The organism is Streptomyces sp. NPDC041968 (assembly GCF_055589025.1).
In genome coordinates, this window is sequence record NZ_JBVJCB010000012.1 from 39,265 (window position 1) to 57,641 (window position 18,377).

Genomic DNA, 18,377 nt, shown 5'->3' on the forward strand with positions numbered 1-18,377 from the left:
ATCGGCACGGACGCCGATCGGCACCGGCGACGAAGGATCCAGATGGCAAAGGTCACGGTGCGCTACTGGGCCGCCGCGAAGGCCGCGGCGGGGGTGGCCGAGGAGCCGTTCGAGGCGGCGACGCTCGCCGACGCGCTCGGCGCGGTGCGCGAACGGCACCCCGGCGAACTCACACGCGTCCTGCTGCGCTGCTCGTTCCTCGTCGACGGCGACCCCGTGGGCACCCGCGGGCATGAGACGGTACGGCTGGCCGACGGCGGCACGGTCGAGGTGCTCCCGCCGTTCGCAGGAGGGTGAGCATGACCGACCAGCCGCAGCAGCCGTACGACCAGCCGTACGACCCCTCGTACGGGCAGAATCAGCCGTACGGGGGACACGAGGGGTACGAGGGACAGGCGGGGTACGCCGCCCAGGCGTGGCCCGCACACCAGCAGGCCCAGGGGCAGCAGGGGTACCAGGGCCGGCCGGCGTACGAGGACCCGGACGCCGCCCAGTACACCCAGCAGTGGCAGGGGCAGACCTGGGAGACCCAGGTGCAGCCGCCGGTCTCCGCGGAGGAGACGGCATACCTGCCGCCGCAGGGCTACCAGGAGCCGACGGGCGCGTCGTACGGGACGGCCGGTGGCCACGCGCCCGGGCCGCAGCAGTACGCGCCGCAGCCGCCGTACTCGCACGGGGCTCAGCCGCAGCCGTATCCGTCGCAGCCGTATCCGTCGCAGCCGTATCCGTCACAGCCGCAGCCGCAGCCGCACGCCTACGCCCCTCAGCCCCAGCAGCAGCCCCGACCCCAGCCCCCGGCCCGGCACGAGCCCGGCGCCCAGGCGCACGAGCCCGTCGCGCAGGCCCCCGCCGCCGGTTACGGCCCCGCGACCCTCGCCGGGAACACGCGGGTCACCGACGCTCAGCGCGCCCGTGCCGAGGGGCGCTCTCCCATCATCGACCCGGGGATGCAGCCGGCCGGGCTCACCGCGCTGCTCGGGCTGCTGCTGGCCGGCGCCGCGGCGCTCGGCACGTACGCCCTGCTCGTCCCGCTCGTCGCCCTGCAGGCCGTCACCGCGGCGGGCTGGTTCCGGCTGAACGGCATGTGGCCGGCCCGGCAGGGCATCGCGCTGGGCTTCGCGGGCGCCCTCGCCGCCGACGCGGCGCTGCTGGTGTCGGACCGCTCCCCGGCGGCGATCCTCGGCACGCTCGGCGTGTGGGTGCTGCTCTCCCTCGTCCTCCAACTGCGCTCGCACGCCGACCCCGACGAGCGGATGTACGGCCTGATGGCGACCGTCGCCGCGGCGGCCCTGGCCGTCCTCGCGGGCGGTTACCTCGCCGCCGACGCGGACGCGGTGACCGTCGGCGCGGTCGCGGTGGCGGTCGCCGTCGTGGCCCGCGCCCTTCCGCTGCCGACGCCCGCCTCCCTGGTCGTCGCGCTGCTCGCGGCGGCCGGGGCGGGCATCGCGGTCGGTTCGATGACGGACTTCGGGACGTCGGGGGCGCTGCTCGGCGCGGGCGCGGCGGTGTGCGCGCTGATCGGGCACCGGGCGGCGGCCTACGACTACCCGTCCCGGTTCGTGCACTTCACGGCGGGCGTGGCGCTGCCCCTCGCGGCCGCGGCACCGGCCGTGTACGTACTCGGCAGGGCGCTCGGCTGAGCCGTCCCGAGGTCTCCGGTTCCCCCGCCACAGCGCCGGTGACCTCTCCTGTCACAGCTGGTCGACAAAAACCCGGCGGTCCGTTCCGGTCGCGTTACCCTCGCGCTGGACGGCCGCCGGCCGTCGGGGACCGTCGTCGACCGCCCAGGTGGGGAACACCGCATGCGTGCACTGCGAATACTGTTGATCGTCGTCGTGATCCTCGGCGGGCTCTTCGTGATCGCGGACCGCGTGGCGGTCAACTTCGCCGAGGGCGAGGCGGCGGACAAGATACGGTCCGCCGAGAACCTGGCCTCGACGCCGGACGTCTCGATCAACGGCTTCCCCTTCCTCACCCAGGCCGCGGCCGGTGAACTCGACGAGGTCGAGATCGGCATCGGCGACTACGAGGCGTCCACCGGCGACGGCGCCGACAAGATCCGCATCGACGAGCTGCACGCGACCATGCGGGGCGTCGAGTTCTCCAGCGACTTCGGCTCCGCCACGGCGGCCACCGCCACCGGCACCGCGACCGTCGGCTACGACGAGCTGATGAAGGCCACCAAGTCCGAGCCCACGGACATCGGCCCCGGCATCACCGCCAAGGTGGTGGGCCTCTCCGACGGCGGCGACGGCAAGATCAAGGTGTCGCTCCGGGCCACGGTGCTGGGCGTGGAACTGCCCGAGCCGGTCGACGTGCTCAGCTCGGTCACGGTCAAGGACAACAACGTCGAGGTCGTCGCCGACGGGCTGCCGACGGTCGGCGGCAGGCAGCTCGCCGAGTCCCGGATCCGGGCCATCACCGACTTCCAGCAGGGCATCGACGAGCTGCCCGGCGGCATCGAGCTGGACAAGGTCGAGGCGGCGCGGGACGGCGTCGAGATCACGGTGCGGGGTTCGAACATCGAGCTGGCCGGGTAGGACGTCGAGCGGCCGCCGTTGCGGCGCCCCGCGTCCGAAAGGCGAGACGGAGCTGTCCGTACCGCAGATGCCACCCCGGAAGTCCCGCCCGGACGCCGCACGGCGGCACTCCGCGGCCCGCTCGTGTCCCACCTTGCGGACGATCCCGTCTCATATGACGACACACCGGTGACATCGCCCGCCGACCCTCCCTACGATCGGGACCTATGGAGCGACAGGCGGATCTCACGAAGTGGCGGGCAGTGGACCTGTGCCGCGTTGCCGCCATGCTCTGTCGCACCTTCTGAGCGGACGGCGACGCCGCCGTCCGTGTCCCCCTCACCCGCCCTGCCGTCGAGGGCCCCGCGCCGCCCCGGCATGAGCGCGCACCCTCTCGCCGCACGCCCCGCCGCACCTGCCCCGGAGGAGAAAACATGAGCCGCAGCGACGTCCTGGTCGACGCCGACTGGCTGCAGGACCACCTGGACGACCCGAGCATCGCGATCGTCGAGGTGGACGAGGACACGTCCGCGTACGACAAGAACCACATCAAGAACGCGATCCGGATCGACTGGACCCAGGACCTCCAGGACCCGGTCCGCCGCGACTTCGTCGACCAGGAGGGCTTCGAGAAGCTCCTGTCGAAGAAGGGCATCTCCAACGACCACACCGTGGTCCTCTACGGCGGCAACAACAACTGGTTCGCGTCCTACGCGTACTGGTACTTCAAGCTGTACGGCCACGACAACGTCAAGCTCCTCGACGGCGGCCGCAAGAAGTGGGAGCTGGACGCCCGCGAGCTGGTCGACGGCACCGAGGTCCCCGAGCGCCCGGCCACCGACTACAAGGCCAAGCCGCAGGACACCTCCATCCGCGCCTTCCGCGACGACGTCGTCCAGGCGATCGGCGCGCAGAACCTGGTCGACGTCCGCTCGCCCGACGAGTTCTCCGGCAAGCTCCTCGCCCCGGCCCACCTCCCCCAGGAGCAGTCGCAGCGCCCGGGCCACGTGCCCAGCGCCCGCAACATCCCGTGGTCGAAGAACGCCAACGACGACGGCACCTTCAAGTCGGACGACGAACTGAAGCAGCTCTACACCGACGAGCAGGTCGACCTGGCGAAGGACACCATCGCCTACTGCCGCATCGGTGAGCGCTCGGCCCTGACCTGGTTCGTCCTGCACGAGCTGCTGGGCGTGGAGAACGTCAAGAACTACGACGGCTCCTGGACCGAGTACGGCTCCCTCGTCGGCGTGCCGATCGAGCTCGGCGCCGCGAAGTAAGCACCCCGCCCGACCTTTCCCAACCCCTCAGGAGTACGACATGTGCGGAGCGAAGGCCGGCGGCCCCGACGCCTCGACGATCAAGCCCGGTGAGACCACGATCCAGGGCCAGGTGACCCGCGACGGCGAGCCGGTGACGGGCTACGTCCGGCTGCTGGACTCCACCGGCGAGTTCACGGCGGAGGTCCCCACCTCCGCGACGGGCCAGTTCCGGTTCTACGCGGCCGAGGGCACCTGGACCCTGCGGGCGCTCGTCCCGGGCGCCAGCGCCGACCGCACGGTCGTCGCCCAGCAGGGCGGACTGGCGGAGGTCGCCATCGCCGTCTGACGGCCGTGGCTTCGAGGGGCCGTACCCCACGGGTTGGACGCCCGGGGTGCGGCCCTTTCGTCGTGCCCGGACCTACGCTGGAGGTATGTACGCGCGGCGGCGGCACCGTTACTTCGTGATGATGGGGATCTGCATCGCGCTGTTCGTCCTGGCCTGGGGCGTCGTCCGCCTCTGGTCGGTCCCCGCGGCCGTCGGCATGTGCCTGGTCGCCATGGTCATCCCCCCGCTCGCCGCGATCGTCGCCAACCGCCGGGGCCCCGACGACCGCTGGTGGGACGACCCCTCCGGCGACCCCCGGTCCGACGAGTGGTGGGACGAGCTGGACGGCAGGAAGGGACCGCGGCACCGGGACCGGCCCTGAACCCCGCCCTGCCCGGCCGGCGCCGGGCAAGGGCTCCCGGGCCCGCCGGTCAGTACACCAGCGCCTGCGTCTCGTCCCCCAGCGCCTCCTGCACGAAGACCTGCGCGCCCGCGATCCGCACCCCCTCGATCACGTCCTGCTCGGTGAGGTCCCGCCGCGCCGCGCACTGGGTGCACAGCGTCACCCGGCCGCCGGCCAGGATCGAGTCCAGCAGGTCGGGCAGCGGCGCCGCGTGCGGCAGCTCGAACTCGGCCGCCCGGCCCGGCACCGCGAACCACGCGGACTCGCCGGTCAGCCACACGGAGACGTCGACGCCACTGGCCACGGCCACCGCCGCCACCGTGAACGCCTGCGAGCACCGCTCGGGGGCATCGGCCCCCGCCGTCACCTTGATCACGAGCTTCTTCGCCATGGCCGCATGGTACGGCCGCACCGCGGGCCCACCTCGCCCGGTGGGCCCGGGCCCGGCCGCGTAAGCTGGGTGCCGGCCCTGTGCGTGCAGCGCACGCACCGCACTCCGCATCACCGAGGAGCACCCCGTGGAGATCTTCTTCGAAGCCCTGCTGGTTCTGGTCTGCGTCGGCGTCCTCGCCTTCGCGGGGCTGACCGTGAAGAAGCTGTACCAGGGCCAGCGCTGATCCCCCACGCCAGGAAGTTCTGCTCATGATCGAGATCCCGTCCGACCTCCACAAGGACCTCGTCCCGCTCGTCTTCCTGCTCGGTGACTGGGCGGGCGCGGGCGTGCACGACTTCCCCGGTGCCGAGAAGTGCAACTTCGGGCAGGAGGTCTCCTTCACCCACGACGGCCGGGACTTCCTGGAGTACCGGTCCCACACCTGGGTCCTGGACCAGGACGGCAACAAGGTCCGCCCCCTGGAGTCCGAGTACGGCTTCTGGCGCGTCGACGCGAACCGCAAGGTCGAGGTCACGATGACCCGCGACGACGGTGTCATCGAGATCTGGTACGGCGAGCTGGCCGACCAGAAGCCGCAGATCGACCTGGTCACGGACGCGGTGGCCCGCACGGCCGCCTCCCGGCCCTACACCGGCGGCAAGCGCCTGTACGGGTACGTCAAGAGCGACCTGATGTGGGTCGGCGAGAAGCAGACCCCCGAGGTCGAGCTGCGCCCCTACATGTCGGCGCACCTGAAGAAGGTCGTCACCCCGGAGGACGTCGAGCGCTGGGCCAAGGCGCTGCCCGACGACATGCCGGACGACGGGATCGCTTTCTTCAAGTAGTCCTAGACTCTTGGGTGTGGTGAGCACCGACTGGAAGAGCGACCTCAGGCAGCGCGGCTACCGGCTGACCCCGCAGCGGCAGCTGGTGCTCGAAGCCGTCGACCATCTGGAACACGCGACCCCCGACGACATCCTCGGCGAAGTGAGGAAGACGGCGTCGGGGGTCAACATCTCCACCGTCTACCGCACGCTGGAGCTCCTGGAGGAGCTCGGGCTGGTGAGCCACGCCCATCTCGGGCACGGCGCGCCCACCTACCACCTGGCCGACCGGCACCACCACATCCACCTGGTCTGCCGGGACTGCACCCACGTGATCGAGGCCGACCTGTCGGTGGCCGCCGAGTTCACCGCCAAGCTGCGCGAGCAGTTCGGCTTCGACACCGACATGAAGCACTTCGCGATCTTCGGCCGGTGCCAGGACTGTTCCCATAAGGGTTCAACTACCGAGTCGTAGGCTAGGCGTATGAAGAGTCCCCTGCTGTCCCTGCCCGGCGCCGTCCCCGCCGAGGGCGTGGACGAAGGCGTCGCCGCCCACTACGGCGACCTGTTCCGCGAGCAGCGTGCCCTCGCCGACGGCACCGGATTCGTCGACCTCTCGCACCGCGGTGTGGTCGCCGTCACCGGCGACGACCGGCTGAGCTGGCTGCACCTGCTGCTCACCCAGCACGTCAGCGACCTGCCGGCCCACCAGGCCGCCGAGGCGCTGATCCTCTCCGCCAACGGCCACATCGAGCACGCCCTGTACCTCGTCGACGACGGCACGACCGTCTGGGCCCACGTGGAGCCCGGCAGCCAGGAGGCGCTGATCGCCTACCTGGAGTCGATGAAGTTCTTCTACCGGGTAGAGGTCGCCGACCGCACCGCCGACACCGCGGTCGTCCACCTGCCGGCCGGCTCCATCGCGGCGCCCCCAGCGAGCGCCGTCGTCCGCGAGACGCCGTACGGCCGGGACCTCTTCCTGCCGCGCGCCGAGTTGGGGGCGTTCGCCGCCGAGGCCGGACCGCCGGCCGGGATCCTCGCCCACGAGGCGCTCCGCGTCGAGCAGCACCGCCCCCGGGTCGGTTTCGAGACCGACCACCGCACCATCCCGCACGAGCTGGGCTGGATCGGCAGCGCCGTCCACCTGCAGAAGGGCTGCTACCGGGGCCAGGAGACCGTCGCCCGGGTGCAGAACCTCGGCAAGCCGCCGCGCCGCCTGGTCTTCCTCCACCTGGACGGCAGCGAGGTCCACCTGCCGCCCGCCGGGGCCGAGGTGCGCCTCGCGCAGGACGGGCCGGACGGCCGCAAGATCGGCTTCGTCACCACGTCCGTACGCCACCACGAGCTGGGCCCGGTCGCCCTCGCCCTGGTGAAGCGGAACGTGCCGGTGGACGCCCGGCTGATGGCGGAGGACACGGCCGCCGCCCAGGAGACGGTCGTCCAACCGTAGGACGGAGTGCCCGGACGGCCCGGCGCGGCGCTAGACCTCCAGCAGCACCGTGAACGGGCCGTCGTTCGTCAGCGACACCCGCATGTGCGCGCCGAAGCGCCCGGTCGCCACGGTGGCGCCCAGCGCGCGCAGCCGCGCCACGACCTCGTCGACGAGCGGCTCGGCCACGTCACCGGGCGCGGCGGCGTTCCAGGTGGGGCGGCGGCCCTTGCGGGCGTCGCCGTAAAGGGTGAACTGGCTGATCACCAGCAGCGGGGCGTCCACGTCGCTGCACGACTTCTCGTCGTGCAGCACCCGCACCGACCACAGCTTGCGGGCCAGCCGCTCCGCCTCCTCCACGGTGTCCTCGTGCGTGACGCCGACCAGGACGCACAGGCCCTCGCCCTCGATCGCCCCCACCGTCTCGCCGTCCACGACGACGCTCGCGCCGTCCACCCTCTGTACCACTGCACGCATCCCGTCATGATGCCGTGCGCCCCCAGGGTGTGGGCACGCGGGCCCGTACGGGGTTTTTTTCGCTCCCTAACCCCCCATCTGGGGCCGATCGTGGGCACTCGGTCACATAGCGGCCACTTGGGGTGGCACGATGCTCCCAGACGCCGGTCGAGGGGACGGTTGAGGCGAATGAGCACACCGAGTACGGGGCAGCCGCTTGGGACTGTCGCGTTGACATATCCGGGGGGCCTGGAGGCACCCCGGCCACCCGTGCAGCGCACGGACAGCCCGGAGCTGCCCGCGGCTCCTGCCGGGCACGACCTGACCGCGCTGAGCCTGCCCGAACTGCGCACCCTGCGCCGGGACGCCCAGCGCGAGGAGGCCGATCTCAGCTATGTGCGCCGGCTGCTGCAGGGGCGGATCGACATCCTGCGTGCCGAGCTGGCCCGGCGCGGTTCCACGTCCGTGGTGACCACGGCGGCGACGGGACCCGTCGTCGAGCGGCTGTCGGAGATCCTGGCCGACGCCCCGGCCCGGCAACGGTCCTCCGCGCGCCACGTGACGCTGGGCACGCCACGCAGCGAGGAGTGCCGGCGGCTGGCCGCGGAGATGCTCGGCGAGGTGGAGCTGTCCGACCTGACGGCCCGCACCGACGTCGAGCTGACCACCGGGGCGGGCCGGCTCGTGCGCTACGAGCAGCAGGTGTCCCGGCGGCGGCAGCGGCTCCAGCGCACCGCGGACGACTGCAGCGCGGAGATCGCACGCCGGTACCGTGAGGGGGAAGCACAAGTCGACGACCTGCTGGTGTGAGACGAGGGGCGGCGTTCCGGCCGCCCCTCCCCCGGCCCGGTGACCCCGGGCCGTCGCCGCGGCGGGTCACCCGTCCGGAAGGCCACCGCCGATGCCCGCCCCCCACACGCCCCAGCCGACCGACCCGTCCCCGCTCCCGGTTCCGCCCGAGCGGGGGGACGTCCGTCGGCCCGGGCCCCCGTCCGCCCTCCCGCCCGTCGTACCGCCCGTCCTCGCCGAGGTGGTCCGGTCCGGCTTCGTCGAGGGGCGGCACCGGGGCGCGCTGGCCGTGCTGGGCGCCGACGGGGCGGTGGAGCTGGCGCTGGGGGACGTGACGGCGCCGGTCTTCCCGCGCTCCGCCAACAAGCCGATGCAGGCGGCCGGGGTGCTGCGGGCCGGGCTCGACCTCTCGGGGGAGCGGCTGGCGCTGGCTGCCGCGAGCCACTCCGGAGAATCGTTTCACCGGGATCTGGTCCGCAAGATGCTGGACGAGTACGGCCTGGACCCGGCCCTGCTCCAGTGCCCGGCCGACCTCCCCCTGGACCCCGAGGAGCGGGACACCTACCTGGCGTCGGGCGCGTCGCCCGACCGGATCACCATGAACTGTTCCGGCAAGCACACCGCGATGCTGGCGGTCTGCGTCCAGCGGGGCTGGCCGGTGGAGTCGTACCTCGACCCGGAGCACCCGTTGCAGCGGATCATCCACGGCGTCGTGGAGGACGCGGCGGGCGAGCCGGTCGCCGCCGTCGGCACGGACGGGTGCGGCGCGCCGCTGATGGCGATCGGCCTGGTCGGGCTGGCCCGCGCCTTCCGCTCCTTCGTCGGCGCCGAGCCCGGCACGGCGGAGCGCCGGGTCGCCGACGCGATGCGCGCCCACCCCGAGTACGTGGCCGGCACCCGGCGCCCCGACACCTGGCTGATGCGCGAGGTGCCCGGCGCCCTGTCCAAGATGGGCGCGGAGGCCGTCCAGGCGGTGGCCCTGCCGGACGGCCGCGCGCTCGCCTTCAAGGTGGAGGACGGCGCGACCCGGGCCCTGGGGCCGGTCCTGGGCCGCGCGCTGACGCTGATGGGCGTGGAGGGCCCCGTGGTCGACCGCATCGGCCGTGCGCCCCTGCTCGGCGGCGGGCGCGAGGTGGGGGAGATCCGGGCGGCGTTCTGAGGGCCGGGAGGGGCCGGTGCCGTGGCCAGGCAGAGGGCTGAGGCTGGGCGGAGGGCCGATGCGGCCCGGCTCGCGGGGGCGGGTGGAGGGCCCGTGCTTCGGGGCGGGTGGAGGGCCCGTGCCCCGGGTCGGGTGGGGCGTAAATGCCCGCGACGCGGGTGGGGTGGCCGCCCTACCGTGAGGGCATGACCAGCCGCACCGACATCGACGTACGCCCCATCACCGAGGCCGAGTTCCCCGACTGGCAGCGGGCCCTGAACACCGGGTTCCTGATGCCGCCCGCCGTGGCGCCGGAGCAGTTGGAGGCCCGCCGCCACCTGTTCGTGCCCGGCCGTTCGCTCGGCGCCTTCGACGGGGAGCGCTGTGTGGCGACCTTCCGGTCCTTCGACCAGGAGGTCACCGCCGTCGGAGGCGCCCTCGTCCCCGCCGACGCGATCTCCAACGTCACCGTCTCCCCGACCCACCGTCGCCGTGGTCTGCTCACCCGCATGATGGCCCAGGACCTGGCGGCGGCGAAGGAGCGCGGGGACGTCCTCGCGACCCTGATCGCGGCCGAGTACCCGATCTACGGCCGGTACGGCTTCGGCCCCGCCACCACCATGACGGAGTGGACGGTCGACGTGCCCCGCGCCGGACTCGACGCCCGCTGGGCGGCCCCCGAGGACGGCGGCCGGATCGACCTCGTCGACGGCCAGGACGTCCGCAAGCTCGGCCCCGAGCTGCACGAGCGGCTGCGCCGGGCCCAGCCGGGCGCGGTCAGCCGGGCGGAACTGTGGTGGCAGATCCGGACCGGCGTGCTGAGCACCGACGGCTCCCCGTGGACCGAGCCCTTCTTCGCCGTGTACCGCTCGGCGGACGGCGAGGTCGAGGGCATGGTCGCCTACAAGGCCGACGACCACTGGGGCGACGCCAAGCAGCCGTTGAACACGGCGACGGTGCAGTGGCTGCTGGCCGTGACACCGGCCGCCGAGCGCGCCCTGTGGAGCTACCTGTGCTCGATCGACTGGGTCACCACGGTGAAGAGCGGCTGGCGGTCCCCCGACGACCTGCTCCCGCACCTCCTGCCCGACCCGCGCGCGGCCAGGATCACCACGCAGGCCGACTGGCTCTGGGTGCGGATCCTGGACGTCGTACGGGCGCTGGAGGCGCGCACGTACGAGGGGTCGGGCTCACTGGTGCTGGAGGTCGCGGACCGGGCGGGGCTGACCGGCGGGCGGTGGCGGCTGGAGGCGGGAGCGGACGGGGCGTCCTGCACGCCGACCACCGAGAGCGCCCACCTCGGGCTCGACGTGGCCGAGCTGGCGGCGCTGTGGCTGGGCGACGAGTCGGCCGTGCGGCTGGCCGCGCTGGGCCGGGTCCGGGAGATACGAGCGGGCGCCGCCCGTGTGGCCGACGCCCTGCTGCGTACGTCCAGGCGGCCTTGGTGCCCGGACATGTTCTGAGCTGCTCCCTTCTGCGGGTGACGGGTGGGTGCGCGCATCCGTAGCGCGTGCTCTTCAGTTGTGGTTGTTGTGCGGTGGTGCTGGTCGTGCGGTGGTGCTGGTCGTGCGGTGGTGCGGTGGTGCCGACTGACTGTCCGGGCTCCCGGCTCCCCTCCGGAAGGGGGCCCGGACAGCAGTACGCCGGTTCAGCCGGACTGTGCGAGCAGCATCACGAGGATCACCGCGCCCACACCGCCGATCATGGTGTTCTTCGCCTTGATGCCGATGGACAGCGCGACGAACGCGATGATGCCCATCGGCCCGTACTTCCACTGCACGAGCTGCTCGAACCCGATGGCCAGAGCGGCGACGACGAGGGCGATGAGCGGCATGGTGGACCCCCTGTTCACCGTGGTGGCCAACCCTTGGGAGGTTCGACCACGTTGCTCAAGTTGGCTGCCAACTTCACTGTACTTATCTCCGCTTGGAAGCGACTCATAACCACCTTCGCTTGAACTGCCCAAAGATGGCGGGAAGTTGTAGTGTTTGGTCGTGGAGCCGGAACATGCCCCCGTCAACGGACGGAAGAGACCGCAGCGGCCACAGATGACGCCTCGCGAGGTGGCCGACGAGCTGCGCGCCCGGATCAGGTCCGGGGAGCTGCGGCCGGGTCGGCGCATGCCCACCCAGGCCCAGCTGGCCGACGAGTTCGGCGTGGAGCGCGGCACCGTCCGCCAGGCCCTGCGCGTCCTGCAGTCGGAACGTCTGCTCACCAATGTGTCCAAGGGGAGCCCCGCGACCGTCGCGCCCGATCCGCGCGGCGCCCTGACCGGGTCCGAGGCGCCGCCGATGCCCACCACGGCCGCCCTCGCGCCCCGGATCGCCGAGGCCTTCGCCGCCTCCCACGTCGAGATCGACGCCCTGTGCCTGACCTCGGCCTCCCTCACCCTGGCCCTCGGCGAGGCCCTGCGCGAGGTCCACGCGGGGCGACGCGAACCGGCCAAGATCGACGTGCGCGTGCTGCTGCCGGGCCGGGACATCGAGCTGGCGTTCCCGGTGGCGGTGAGCGGCCGCGGGGACGGGGACCCGGTGCACGAGCGGTGGCTGGCGATGCGCAACGCCCAGGGCCAGGTGCTCCAGCACAACCTGCTGAGCCTGCGGGCCACGCACGGCATCGACGTGCGCGTCACCTTCCGGGCGCTCCCCTTCACGCCGCCCGTGAAGCTGTACGTGCTCAACCGGACGGAAGCCCTCCTCGCGTACTACACCGTCGGCCGGCGCGAGCAGGAGATCGATCACGAGCCGATGGAGACGTACGACGCGGAGGGCATCCGTTCGACGCTCTTCACCTTCGAGCGGACCGGTGGTCTGCGCGACGGGGCGTTCGTGCGGCAGTCGCGGAAGTGGTTCGACGCGCTGTGGGAGACGATCAGTTCGGAGCTGCTGCTCACGGCGTGATCACCTCCCGGTCACAGCGCGGGGCCCGCGACCAGGAGGGCCAGCACCACCGCTCCGGCGGAGCTGACGGAGGGGCTCTTCGCCTTGATGCCCACGGTGAGCAGGAGCAGGCCGACGAGGCCGGTGGCGCCGTACTTCCACTGGACGATCTGCTCGAAGGTGACGACGAGGAGCGTGGAGAGAAGAGCGAGGACGGGCATGGTCTTTCCCCCTTCGGAAGTTCGGGACGGGAAAACTTCCGCCAACTAGACCGAGTTGGCAACCAACTTTGACTATGTTGTCCCCACTTGGCTGCTAGTTATAAACAAGTTTCAAACAACTCCCTCTAGGTAGGTCGGAGTTGTAGCGTTTGGTCGTGACTCAGGAGAACGTCTCGGTGAACGGCAGCAGAAGGCTCTCGTCCCAGGAGATCGCCGATGTCCTGCGGGAACGGATCCGCGGGGGAGATCTCAAGGCGGGCGACCGCCTGCCCACCCAGGCCGAGCTGGCCGACGAGTTCGGCGTGGAGCGCGGCACCGTCCGCCAGGCCCTGCGGGCGCTCCAGGAGGACGGCCTGCTCACCAACGTGAGCAAGGGCAGCCCGCCCCGCATCGCCGAGCCCGCCACACCCCGGGGCGAACCGCAGCCGACCATGGTGTCCCTCGGACCCCGGCTGTCGGAGGCGTTCTCCGTACCGCGCGTGCGCGTCGACGTCGTGTGCCACACCTCGGAGACCCTGATGCTGGCCCTGAGCGAGCCGCTCCGCCTGATCCACGAGGGCCGCATCCGTCCGGAGGCCATCGACTTCCGCGTCCTGATGCCGTCGCGGGACATCGCGCTGGCCTTCCCCGTCCTGGTCGAGGACGAGCCGGACGACCCGGTCCACCAGCGCTGGCTCCAGATGCGCAACGCCCAGGCCCGGGTGCTCCAGCACAACCTGCACGCCGTACGGTCCACCCACCGCGTCGACGTGCACATCGCCTTCCGCGCCCTGCCGTTCACCCCGCCGATGAAGCTCTACCTGCTCAACGGCGAGGAGGCGCTGTTCGGCTACTACATGCTCACCCGGCGCGAGGAGGAGTACGAGAGCCGGACGCTGGAGATGTACGACGCCCTGGGCTCCCAGTCGCTGCTGTTCTCCTTCCTGAAGCGGGCGGGGCACCGGGACGCGGTGTTCGTGGAGGAATCGCAGAAGTGGTTCGACGCCCTCTGGGAAACCATCACCTCGGACATGACACTCTCCTAGTGACTTCTGATGCGACGCGGACCGGGCCGGCGGCGGACACGGGGAATCTCGAGCGACTGGTGAGCGGTGCCCGCTTCGTGCTCTGGGACTTCGACGGGCCGATCTGCCGCCTGTTCGCCGGGCACCGGGCGGATCTGGTGGCGGGTGACCTCGTCGACTGGCTCGAACGGCGGGGCCTGCGCGGGCTGCTGACCGAGGACGAACGGGAGTCCCCCGATCCCCACGCGGTGCTGCGCGCGGTCGACCGCCGGCACCCGCGCAGCGACCTGGTCGAGGAGCTGGAGGAACGCCTCACCCACGAGGAGCTGCGGGCCACCGCCTCCGCGATGCCGACCGCGTACGCCGATCCGCTGATCCGGACCTGGACGGCGGTGGGCGTGCGGCTGGCCGTCGCCACCAACAACTCCCCGCGGGTCGTGCGCACCTACCTCACCGGCCGCGGCCTGCTGCCGTGCTTCACCCCGCACATCTACGGGCGCCCGCGGGAACTCGGCCTGCTCAAGCCCGACCCGCACACAGTCGTCCGCGCCCTCAGCGCGCTGGGCGCCGCCCCGTCCGGCTCGCTGTTCATCGGCGACACCCCCTCCGACTGCGAGGCCGCGCGGCGGGCGGGCGTCCCCTTCCTCGGCTACGCCCGCGACGAACGCAAGGCGAAGCTCCTCAGGGACGCCGGCGCCGAGACACTCGTCGACTCCTTCGAACCGCTGCTGCGCCTGCTGCGGAGGCCCAGGAGGCCCTGACGTCCCGTCCGGGCGGCCCGACGCCCCGTCCGGGTGGACGGAACCGTTCGGGCGTGCGCCTGTTCCCCCGGGGGCGGGCACGCGGGTGTCCGAGGGCCGGGTTCTCCACGCGCGCTCCAGGACCGTGCAGTAACGTGCCGTCCGTCTTACCCCACTGGCACCACCGGGACGGGCAGAACGCACAGGATGACACCCCGACTGGCCTCGCCCGTCAGGCAGCGAGCCGAAGCGATGAGTGGTGGCGCGTCCCTGGTCAGGGGCCCGCTCAGGGGCTACCACCACGAGACGTACGTGCTCTCGCCGCCGGGTGGGGCGGGACCCGTGAAGCTGCGGGAGCCGCGCTCCACGAGCCTCTGGTTCGACCGCAGGTGCTTCCGGTCGGAGGAGCAGCTGCTCCGGGGCCTGAAGGGCCGGATCGACCGGGTGCCCGACATCGTCGATGTCGAGGGCATGGGACTCCAGACGTTCATCGAGGGCCGTACCCTCGGCGCGCACCGCTGGTGGGGCCGGCGGGTGCCCGACCCGGTGTTCGAGCAGATCGTCGGCCTGTTCCGGCAGATGGTCCCCCTCACGGCCCGGACGCTGCGCGTGGAGCGGCGCTGCTCACCGCGGGACGCTCCGGAGGACGGGGACACCGGAGGTTTCCTGCAACGCCTCGTCGCCTTCGTCGAGGAGCAGGTCTACGCGGCCAACCGGCCGGAGTTCGGCGCGCTCTTCGCGGACCTCGGCGTACGGGACGCATCCCTGGTCCGGCTCTCGGAGCACGCGACCGGACTGACCGAGCGGCCCTTCTGCCTGCTCCACGCGGACCTGCACCGGGAGAACTTCGTCATCGACCCGGAGGGCGGCCTCTGGACGATCGACTGGGAGCTGGCCATGGTCGGTGACCCGCTCTACGACCTGGCCACCCATCTCTACCTGATGCGGTACCCGGCCGATCAGGAGGAGCGCCTGATCCGGGAATGGTGCGGGGTGGTGGAAGGGATCCGCCCCGGCAGTTCCCGTGGATGGGAACGCGACCTGCGGTTGATCACGGATTTCAAGAGGGCTCAATCGGTGTACACGGACATCGTGCGCGCCGCGATGTCCCTGCGCGACGAGACCGGCCTGCGCTGGTCCGCCCTTCCGCGGGTGGCCGGGAAGCTCCAGGACGTCCTGACCGCCGCCGCCGGGCCGCTCGCCCTGGAGGACGTGCCGAACCGGCGGCAGATCATGGCGGCGCTGGTCCGCCGGCACCGCGCGTCCGCCGGGACGCCGGCCGGGGAGCCGGGGGCCCCGGGGCGCTAGCTTTCCCGGGAACGCCCCCTCCCCGCGGTGCCCGCCCGTCAGCGTCCCGTGATCACCTCGGCGACGCGGGAGTAGCCGTCGGTGCCGTGGCCGCGGGCGATGACCCGGCGGGCCTGGCCCTCGATCACCCGCATCAGGCTCGCGTCGATGCCGTGCGCCTCGGAGGCGTGGACGACGTGCGCCATGGTCGAGGCGGCCGAGGTGATCGGGTTCAGCTCGCCCGAGTACGTGCCGGCGTCGGTGTCGGCGGCGAACTCGGTGAACAGCTCCGGCAGGATCGCGGCGATGCCATGGGCGAAGGGCGCGAACTCGGCGCCGGTGATGCCCTCCGCCCGGGCCAGGGCGAGGGCGTGCGTGTAGCCGGCCGTCGCCGTCCAGAAGACGTCGAGCAGCGCGATGTCGTAGGCGGCGGCCCGGCCGGCGTCCTCGCCGAGGTGGGTGTGGCTGCCGCCGAGCGCCGCCAGTACGGCGCGGTGCTCCGCGTACAGCTCCTCGGGGCCGCTGTACAGGAACACCCCGTCGTCCGTGCCGATGGTGGTGGTGGGCGTCATGATCGCGCCGTCCAGGTAGCGGACGCCGTGCCGGGCGGCCCACTCGGCCGTGTCCCGGGCGCGCTCGGGGATGTCGGCGCTCAGGTTCGCGACCGTACGGCCCTTGAGGGCGGCGGCCACGGCGTCCTGCCGCAGGACGGCGTCCGAGGCGTCGTAGTTCACCACGCAGACGACGGTCAGCGGGGACGCCGCGACGGCCTCCGCGGCCGAGGACGCCGACACCGCGCCCCGGGCGACCAGGTCGGTGTCCCGGCCGGGCGTGCGGTTCCAGACGGTGGTGCGCAGCCCGGCGTCCAGGAACGCGGCGGCCAGCGCCCGGCCCATCGGGCCGAGCCCGAGGACGGTGACGGCGGCGGGCTGGTCGGTCTGTGCGGTCTGTGCGGTCTGTGCGGTCATGCTGCAACTCCCGTAACGTAGTGAACAATTGCTGATGAATGGGGGCGTGAGATGGCACACCGGCGCCACGATCCGGACGTCTGCGGAGTGACCGCCGCGATCGCCGTGATCGAGGGCAAGTGGAAGACCACGCTGCTGTGGCTGCTGGAGTCCGGCCCGCACCGGCCGGCCGAACTGCGCCGGAAGGCGCCCGGTCTCACCGAGAAGGTGCTGACCCAGGCACTGCGGGAGATGGAGGCGGACGGTCTGGTGGACCGTCGGGTGTACGACGTGCTGCCGCTGAAGACCGAGTACTCGCTGACCGCGTTCGGCCGCGATCTCGCCGAGGCCCTCTCCCCCCTCTCCGACTGGGGCCACCGCCGCCTGGACCGGCTGGCCGGCCCGGAGGAGGCCGCCGTACGCCCGGCCTCCTGATCTCTGCCTGCCCCCTCAGCTTCCGACGGCGGCCTCGCCCTGCCAAGTACCCACAAAAAAGTGGGTAGGGGGACACGCGGCGGCGCGTAGCGCACTATTGCAAGCGCCTGCTTGCAATAGTTAGCGACGTGCTGCATGGTGGAGGCATGGCATCGCTCAACGTCGGCAATCTCGGTGAGTACCTGCGCGAGCAGCGGCGCAGTGCGCAGCTGTCGCTGCGCCAGCTCGCCGAGGCCGCCGGCGTGTCCAATCCGTACCTGAGCCAGATCGAGCGCGGGCTGCGCAAGCCGAGCGCGGAGGTGCTCCAGCAGGTCGCCAAGGCGCTGCGGATCTCCGCCGAGACGCTGTACGTGCGCGCCGGGATCCTCGACGCGGAGCGGGACCGGGACGACGTGGAGACGCGTGCGGTCCTCCTCGCCGACCCCTCGCTCAACGAGCGGCAGAAGCAGGTGCTGCTCCAGATCTACGAGTCGTTCCGCAAGGAGAACGGCTTCGGACCCGACGCGGACGACACGGACGGCGAGGCGCGGTACGAGGACGCGACGGCGGGCGGCACCGCCGGGGCGGCGGCCTCCATACCCGGCCTCGACCCCCGTACGACCGGCGGCAGCGACGCCGGCCCGCCGCGGACGGCCGGATGAGCGGGAGCGAGCAGCCGACCGGGCGCGGGACCACCACACAACCCTCAGTCGAACGTATTCTCCGGAGGACCATCACCATGGCCATCACCGACGACCTGCGCAAGACCCTCAGCGACCCCACCCCGCTCTACTTCGCCGCGGGCACCGCCGACCTGGCCTTCCAGCAGGCCAAGAAGGTGCCGGTGCTGGTCGAGCAGCTGCGCGCCGAGGCGCCGGCGCGTATCGAGGCCGTGCGCAACACCGACCCGAAGGCCGTCCAGGAGAAGGCGACGGCCCGCGTCAAGGAGACGCAGGGCAGCCTCCAGGCCAAGGCCAACGAGCTGTTCGGCTCCCTCGACTCCGACTTCAAGAAGCTCGGCGAGACCGCCCAGGACCTCGCGCTGCGCTCGGTCGGCGTCGCCGCCGAGTACGCCGTCAAGGCCCGGGAGGCCTACGAGAAGGTGGCCGAGCGCGGTGAGCACGCGGTGCGCACCTGGCGCGGCCAGGCCGCCGACGGCATCGAGGACGTCGCCGCGGAGGTGGAGGAGCTGGCCATCGCGGTCGAGCCCGCCAAGCCCGAGCCGGTCCAGGTCACCGACGACAAGTCCGCCGCGGCGAAGAAGACGCCCGCCCCGCGCAAGGCTCCGGCCAAGAAGAGCACCACCGGCAAGAAGACGGTGCCGCCCGCCCAGTAGGGGCGCGGGGCACGGCGAGTCCGGAGCGGGC

General features: G+C 72.3%; 24 protein-coding genes. 19 read left to right on the forward strand and 5 right to left on the reverse strand.

Going from position 1 to position 18,377, the window contains the following annotated elements; genetic code table 11:
* Nucleotides 1-42: 42 nt before the first annotated feature.
* The 6 genes from ACZ6EG_RS26860 to ACZ6EG_RS26885 all read left to right on the forward strand — a co-directional run bounded on the left by ACZ6EG_RS26860 (nt 43) and on the right by ACZ6EG_RS26885 (nt 4,488).
* Complete coding sequence (locus tag ACZ6EG_RS26860; RefSeq protein ID WP_391971345.1) at nt 43-297, forward strand: MoaD/ThiS family protein; 255 nt, start codon at nt 43-45, stop codon at nt 295-297.
* Nucleotides 298-299: 2 nt separating this feature from the next.
* Entirely contained in the window at nt 300-1,640 is a 1,341-nt protein-coding gene (locus ACZ6EG_RS26865) for a hypothetical protein (RefSeq protein ID WP_469608262.1), read from the forward strand.
* A 162-nt stretch (nt 1,641-1,802) separates the two neighbouring features.
* Complete coding sequence (locus ACZ6EG_RS26870) at nt 1,803-2,540, forward strand: LmeA family phospholipid-binding protein (protein WP_391971343.1); 738 nt, start codon at nt 1,803-1,805, stop codon at nt 2,538-2,540.
* Nucleotides 2,541-2,953: 413 nt separating this feature from the next.
* On the forward strand, nt 2,954-3,799 hold the full coding sequence (locus ACZ6EG_RS26875) for a sulfurtransferase (protein WP_384695848.1): 846 nt from the start codon (nt 2,954-2,956) through the stop codon (nt 3,797-3,799).
* Nucleotides 3,800-3,839: 40 nt separating this feature from the next.
* On the forward strand, nt 3,840-4,127 hold the full coding sequence (locus ACZ6EG_RS26880) for a DUF1416 domain-containing protein (RefSeq protein WP_053133316.1): 288 nt from the start codon (nt 3,840-3,842) through the stop codon (nt 4,125-4,127).
* An 85-nt stretch (nt 4,128-4,212) separates the two neighbouring features.
* Nucleotides 4,213-4,488 carry a DUF3099 domain-containing protein gene (locus tag ACZ6EG_RS26885; RefSeq protein WP_383650404.1) on the forward strand — a complete coding sequence of 92 codons (276 nt, stop codon included), beginning with the start codon at nt 4,213-4,215 and terminating at the stop codon, nt 4,486-4,488.
* A 49-nt stretch (nt 4,489-4,537) separates the two neighbouring features.
* Here the strand turns inward: ACZ6EG_RS26885 and ACZ6EG_RS26890 are convergent, their stop codons facing one another.
* Nucleotides 4,538-4,900, reverse strand: a complete 363-nt coding sequence (locus tag ACZ6EG_RS26890; RefSeq protein ID WP_391971342.1) for a DsrE family protein — start codon at nt 4,898-4,900, stop codon at nt 4,538-4,540.
* 251 nt (nt 4,901-5,151) lie between these two features.
* Between ACZ6EG_RS26890 and ACZ6EG_RS26895 the strand changes: the two genes are divergently transcribed.
* The 3 genes from ACZ6EG_RS26895 to ygfZ are packed head-to-tail and all read left to right on the forward strand — an operon-like array spanning nt 5,152 to nt 7,156.
* Nucleotides 5,152-5,727 carry a heme-binding beta-barrel domain-containing protein gene (locus ACZ6EG_RS26895; protein WP_391971341.1) on the forward strand — a complete coding sequence of 192 codons (576 nt, stop codon included), beginning with the start codon at nt 5,152-5,154 and terminating at the stop codon, nt 5,725-5,727.
* Between the two features lie 16 nt (nt 5,728-5,743).
* Nucleotides 5,744-6,181: a Fur family transcriptional regulator gene (locus tag ACZ6EG_RS26900; RefSeq protein ID WP_391971340.1), complete on the forward strand. Its 438-nt coding sequence runs from the start codon at nt 5,744-5,746 to the stop codon at nt 6,179-6,181.
* A 9-nt stretch (nt 6,182-6,190) separates the two neighbouring features.
* Nucleotides 6,191-7,156: a CAF17-like 4Fe-4S cluster assembly/insertion protein YgfZ gene (ygfZ, locus tag ACZ6EG_RS26905; RefSeq protein ID WP_469608271.1), complete on the forward strand. Its 966-nt coding sequence runs from the start codon at nt 6,191-6,193 to the stop codon at nt 7,154-7,156.
* Between the two features lie 30 nt (nt 7,157-7,186).
* Here the strand turns inward: ygfZ and dtd are convergent, their stop codons facing one another.
* Nucleotides 7,187-7,612, reverse strand: a complete 426-nt coding sequence (gene dtd / locus ACZ6EG_RS26910) for a D-aminoacyl-tRNA deacylase (protein WP_391971338.1) — start codon at nt 7,610-7,612, stop codon at nt 7,187-7,189.
* 168 nt (nt 7,613-7,780) lie between these two features.
* On the opposite strand from dtd, the gene ACZ6EG_RS26915 reads away from it, so the two are divergent.
* From ACZ6EG_RS26915 to ACZ6EG_RS26925, 3 genes are all read left to right on the forward strand, one after another.
* Nucleotides 7,781-8,401: an RsiG family protein gene (locus ACZ6EG_RS26915; RefSeq protein WP_391971337.1), complete on the forward strand. Its 621-nt coding sequence runs from the start codon at nt 7,781-7,783 to the stop codon at nt 8,399-8,401.
* A 91-nt stretch (nt 8,402-8,492) separates the two neighbouring features.
* Nucleotides 8,493-9,539: an asparaginase gene (locus ACZ6EG_RS26920; protein WP_391971336.1), complete on the forward strand. Its 1,047-nt coding sequence runs from the start codon at nt 8,493-8,495 to the stop codon at nt 9,537-9,539.
* 185 nt (nt 9,540-9,724) lie between these two features.
* Nucleotides 9,725-10,981 carry a GNAT family N-acetyltransferase gene (locus tag ACZ6EG_RS26925; protein ID WP_391971335.1) on the forward strand — a complete coding sequence of 419 codons (1,257 nt, stop codon included), beginning with the start codon at nt 9,725-9,727 and terminating at the stop codon, nt 10,979-10,981.
* Between the two features lie 185 nt (nt 10,982-11,166).
* On the opposite strand, the gene ACZ6EG_RS26930 is transcribed toward ACZ6EG_RS26925, so the two are convergent.
* The gene (locus ACZ6EG_RS26930; RefSeq protein WP_053133286.1) at nt 11,167-11,352 is read right to left on the reverse strand and encodes a hypothetical protein; all 186 of its coding nucleotides are present in this window, start codon (nt 11,350-11,352) and stop codon (nt 11,167-11,169) included.
* Nucleotides 11,353-11,566: 214 nt separating this feature from the next.
* On the opposite strand from ACZ6EG_RS26930, the gene ACZ6EG_RS26935 reads away from it, so the two are divergent.
* The gene (locus ACZ6EG_RS26935) at nt 11,567-12,418 is read left to right on the forward strand and encodes a winged helix-turn-helix domain-containing protein (RefSeq protein WP_391971334.1); all 852 of its coding nucleotides are present in this window, start codon (nt 11,567-11,569) and stop codon (nt 12,416-12,418) included.
* An 11-nt stretch (nt 12,419-12,429) separates the two neighbouring features.
* On the opposite strand, the gene ACZ6EG_RS26940 is transcribed toward ACZ6EG_RS26935, so the two are convergent.
* Nucleotides 12,430-12,618 (reverse strand): hypothetical protein, encoded by a 189-nt coding sequence (locus tag ACZ6EG_RS26940; RefSeq protein ID WP_391971333.1) that lies wholly within the window; start codon nt 12,616-12,618, stop codon nt 12,430-12,432.
* 149 nt (nt 12,619-12,767) lie between these two features.
* On the opposite strand from ACZ6EG_RS26940, the gene ACZ6EG_RS26945 reads away from it, so the two are divergent.
* The 3 genes from ACZ6EG_RS26945 to ACZ6EG_RS26955 all read left to right on the forward strand — a co-directional run bounded on the left by ACZ6EG_RS26945 (nt 12,768) and on the right by ACZ6EG_RS26955 (nt 15,670).
* On the forward strand, nt 12,768-13,643 hold the full coding sequence (locus ACZ6EG_RS26945; RefSeq protein ID WP_383650444.1) for a winged helix-turn-helix domain-containing protein: 876 nt from the start codon (nt 12,768-12,770) through the stop codon (nt 13,641-13,643).
* On the forward strand, nt 13,592-14,383 hold the full coding sequence (locus tag ACZ6EG_RS26950) for an HAD family hydrolase (RefSeq protein WP_469608281.1): 792 nt from the start codon (nt 13,592-13,594) through the stop codon (nt 14,381-14,383). The genes ACZ6EG_RS26945 and ACZ6EG_RS26950 overlap by 52 nt, the downstream gene beginning before the upstream one ends.
* A gap of 231 nt (nt 14,384-14,614) precedes the next feature.
* Nucleotides 14,615-15,670, forward strand: coding sequence for a phosphotransferase (locus tag ACZ6EG_RS26955; RefSeq protein ID WP_391971331.1), 1,056 nt, complete (start codon nt 14,615-14,617; stop codon nt 15,668-15,670).
* 38 nt (nt 15,671-15,708) lie between these two features.
* On the opposite strand, the gene ACZ6EG_RS26960 is transcribed toward ACZ6EG_RS26955, so the two are convergent.
* A complete protein-coding gene (locus ACZ6EG_RS26960) occupies nt 15,709-16,617 on the reverse strand; it encodes an NAD(P)-dependent oxidoreductase (RefSeq protein ID WP_469608285.1) in 909 nt (302 codons plus the stop codon).
* A 51-nt stretch (nt 16,618-16,668) separates the two neighbouring features.
* Here ACZ6EG_RS26960 and ACZ6EG_RS26965 point away from each other — a divergent pair, with 51 nt between their 5' ends.
* From ACZ6EG_RS26965 to ACZ6EG_RS26975, 3 genes are all read left to right on the forward strand, one after another.
* Nucleotides 16,669-17,031 carry a winged helix-turn-helix transcriptional regulator gene (locus ACZ6EG_RS26965; protein ID WP_391971329.1) on the forward strand — a complete coding sequence of 121 codons (363 nt, stop codon included), beginning with the start codon at nt 16,669-16,671 and terminating at the stop codon, nt 17,029-17,031.
* A 146-nt stretch (nt 17,032-17,177) separates the two neighbouring features.
* On the forward strand, nt 17,178-17,672 hold the full coding sequence (locus ACZ6EG_RS26970) for a helix-turn-helix domain-containing protein (RefSeq protein WP_391971328.1): 495 nt from the start codon (nt 17,178-17,180) through the stop codon (nt 17,670-17,672).
* A gap of 77 nt (nt 17,673-17,749) precedes the next feature.
* Entirely contained in the window at nt 17,750-18,346 is a 597-nt protein-coding gene (locus ACZ6EG_RS26975; RefSeq protein WP_391971327.1) for a hypothetical protein, read from the forward strand.
* Nucleotides 18,347-18,377 lie beyond the last annotated feature (31 nt).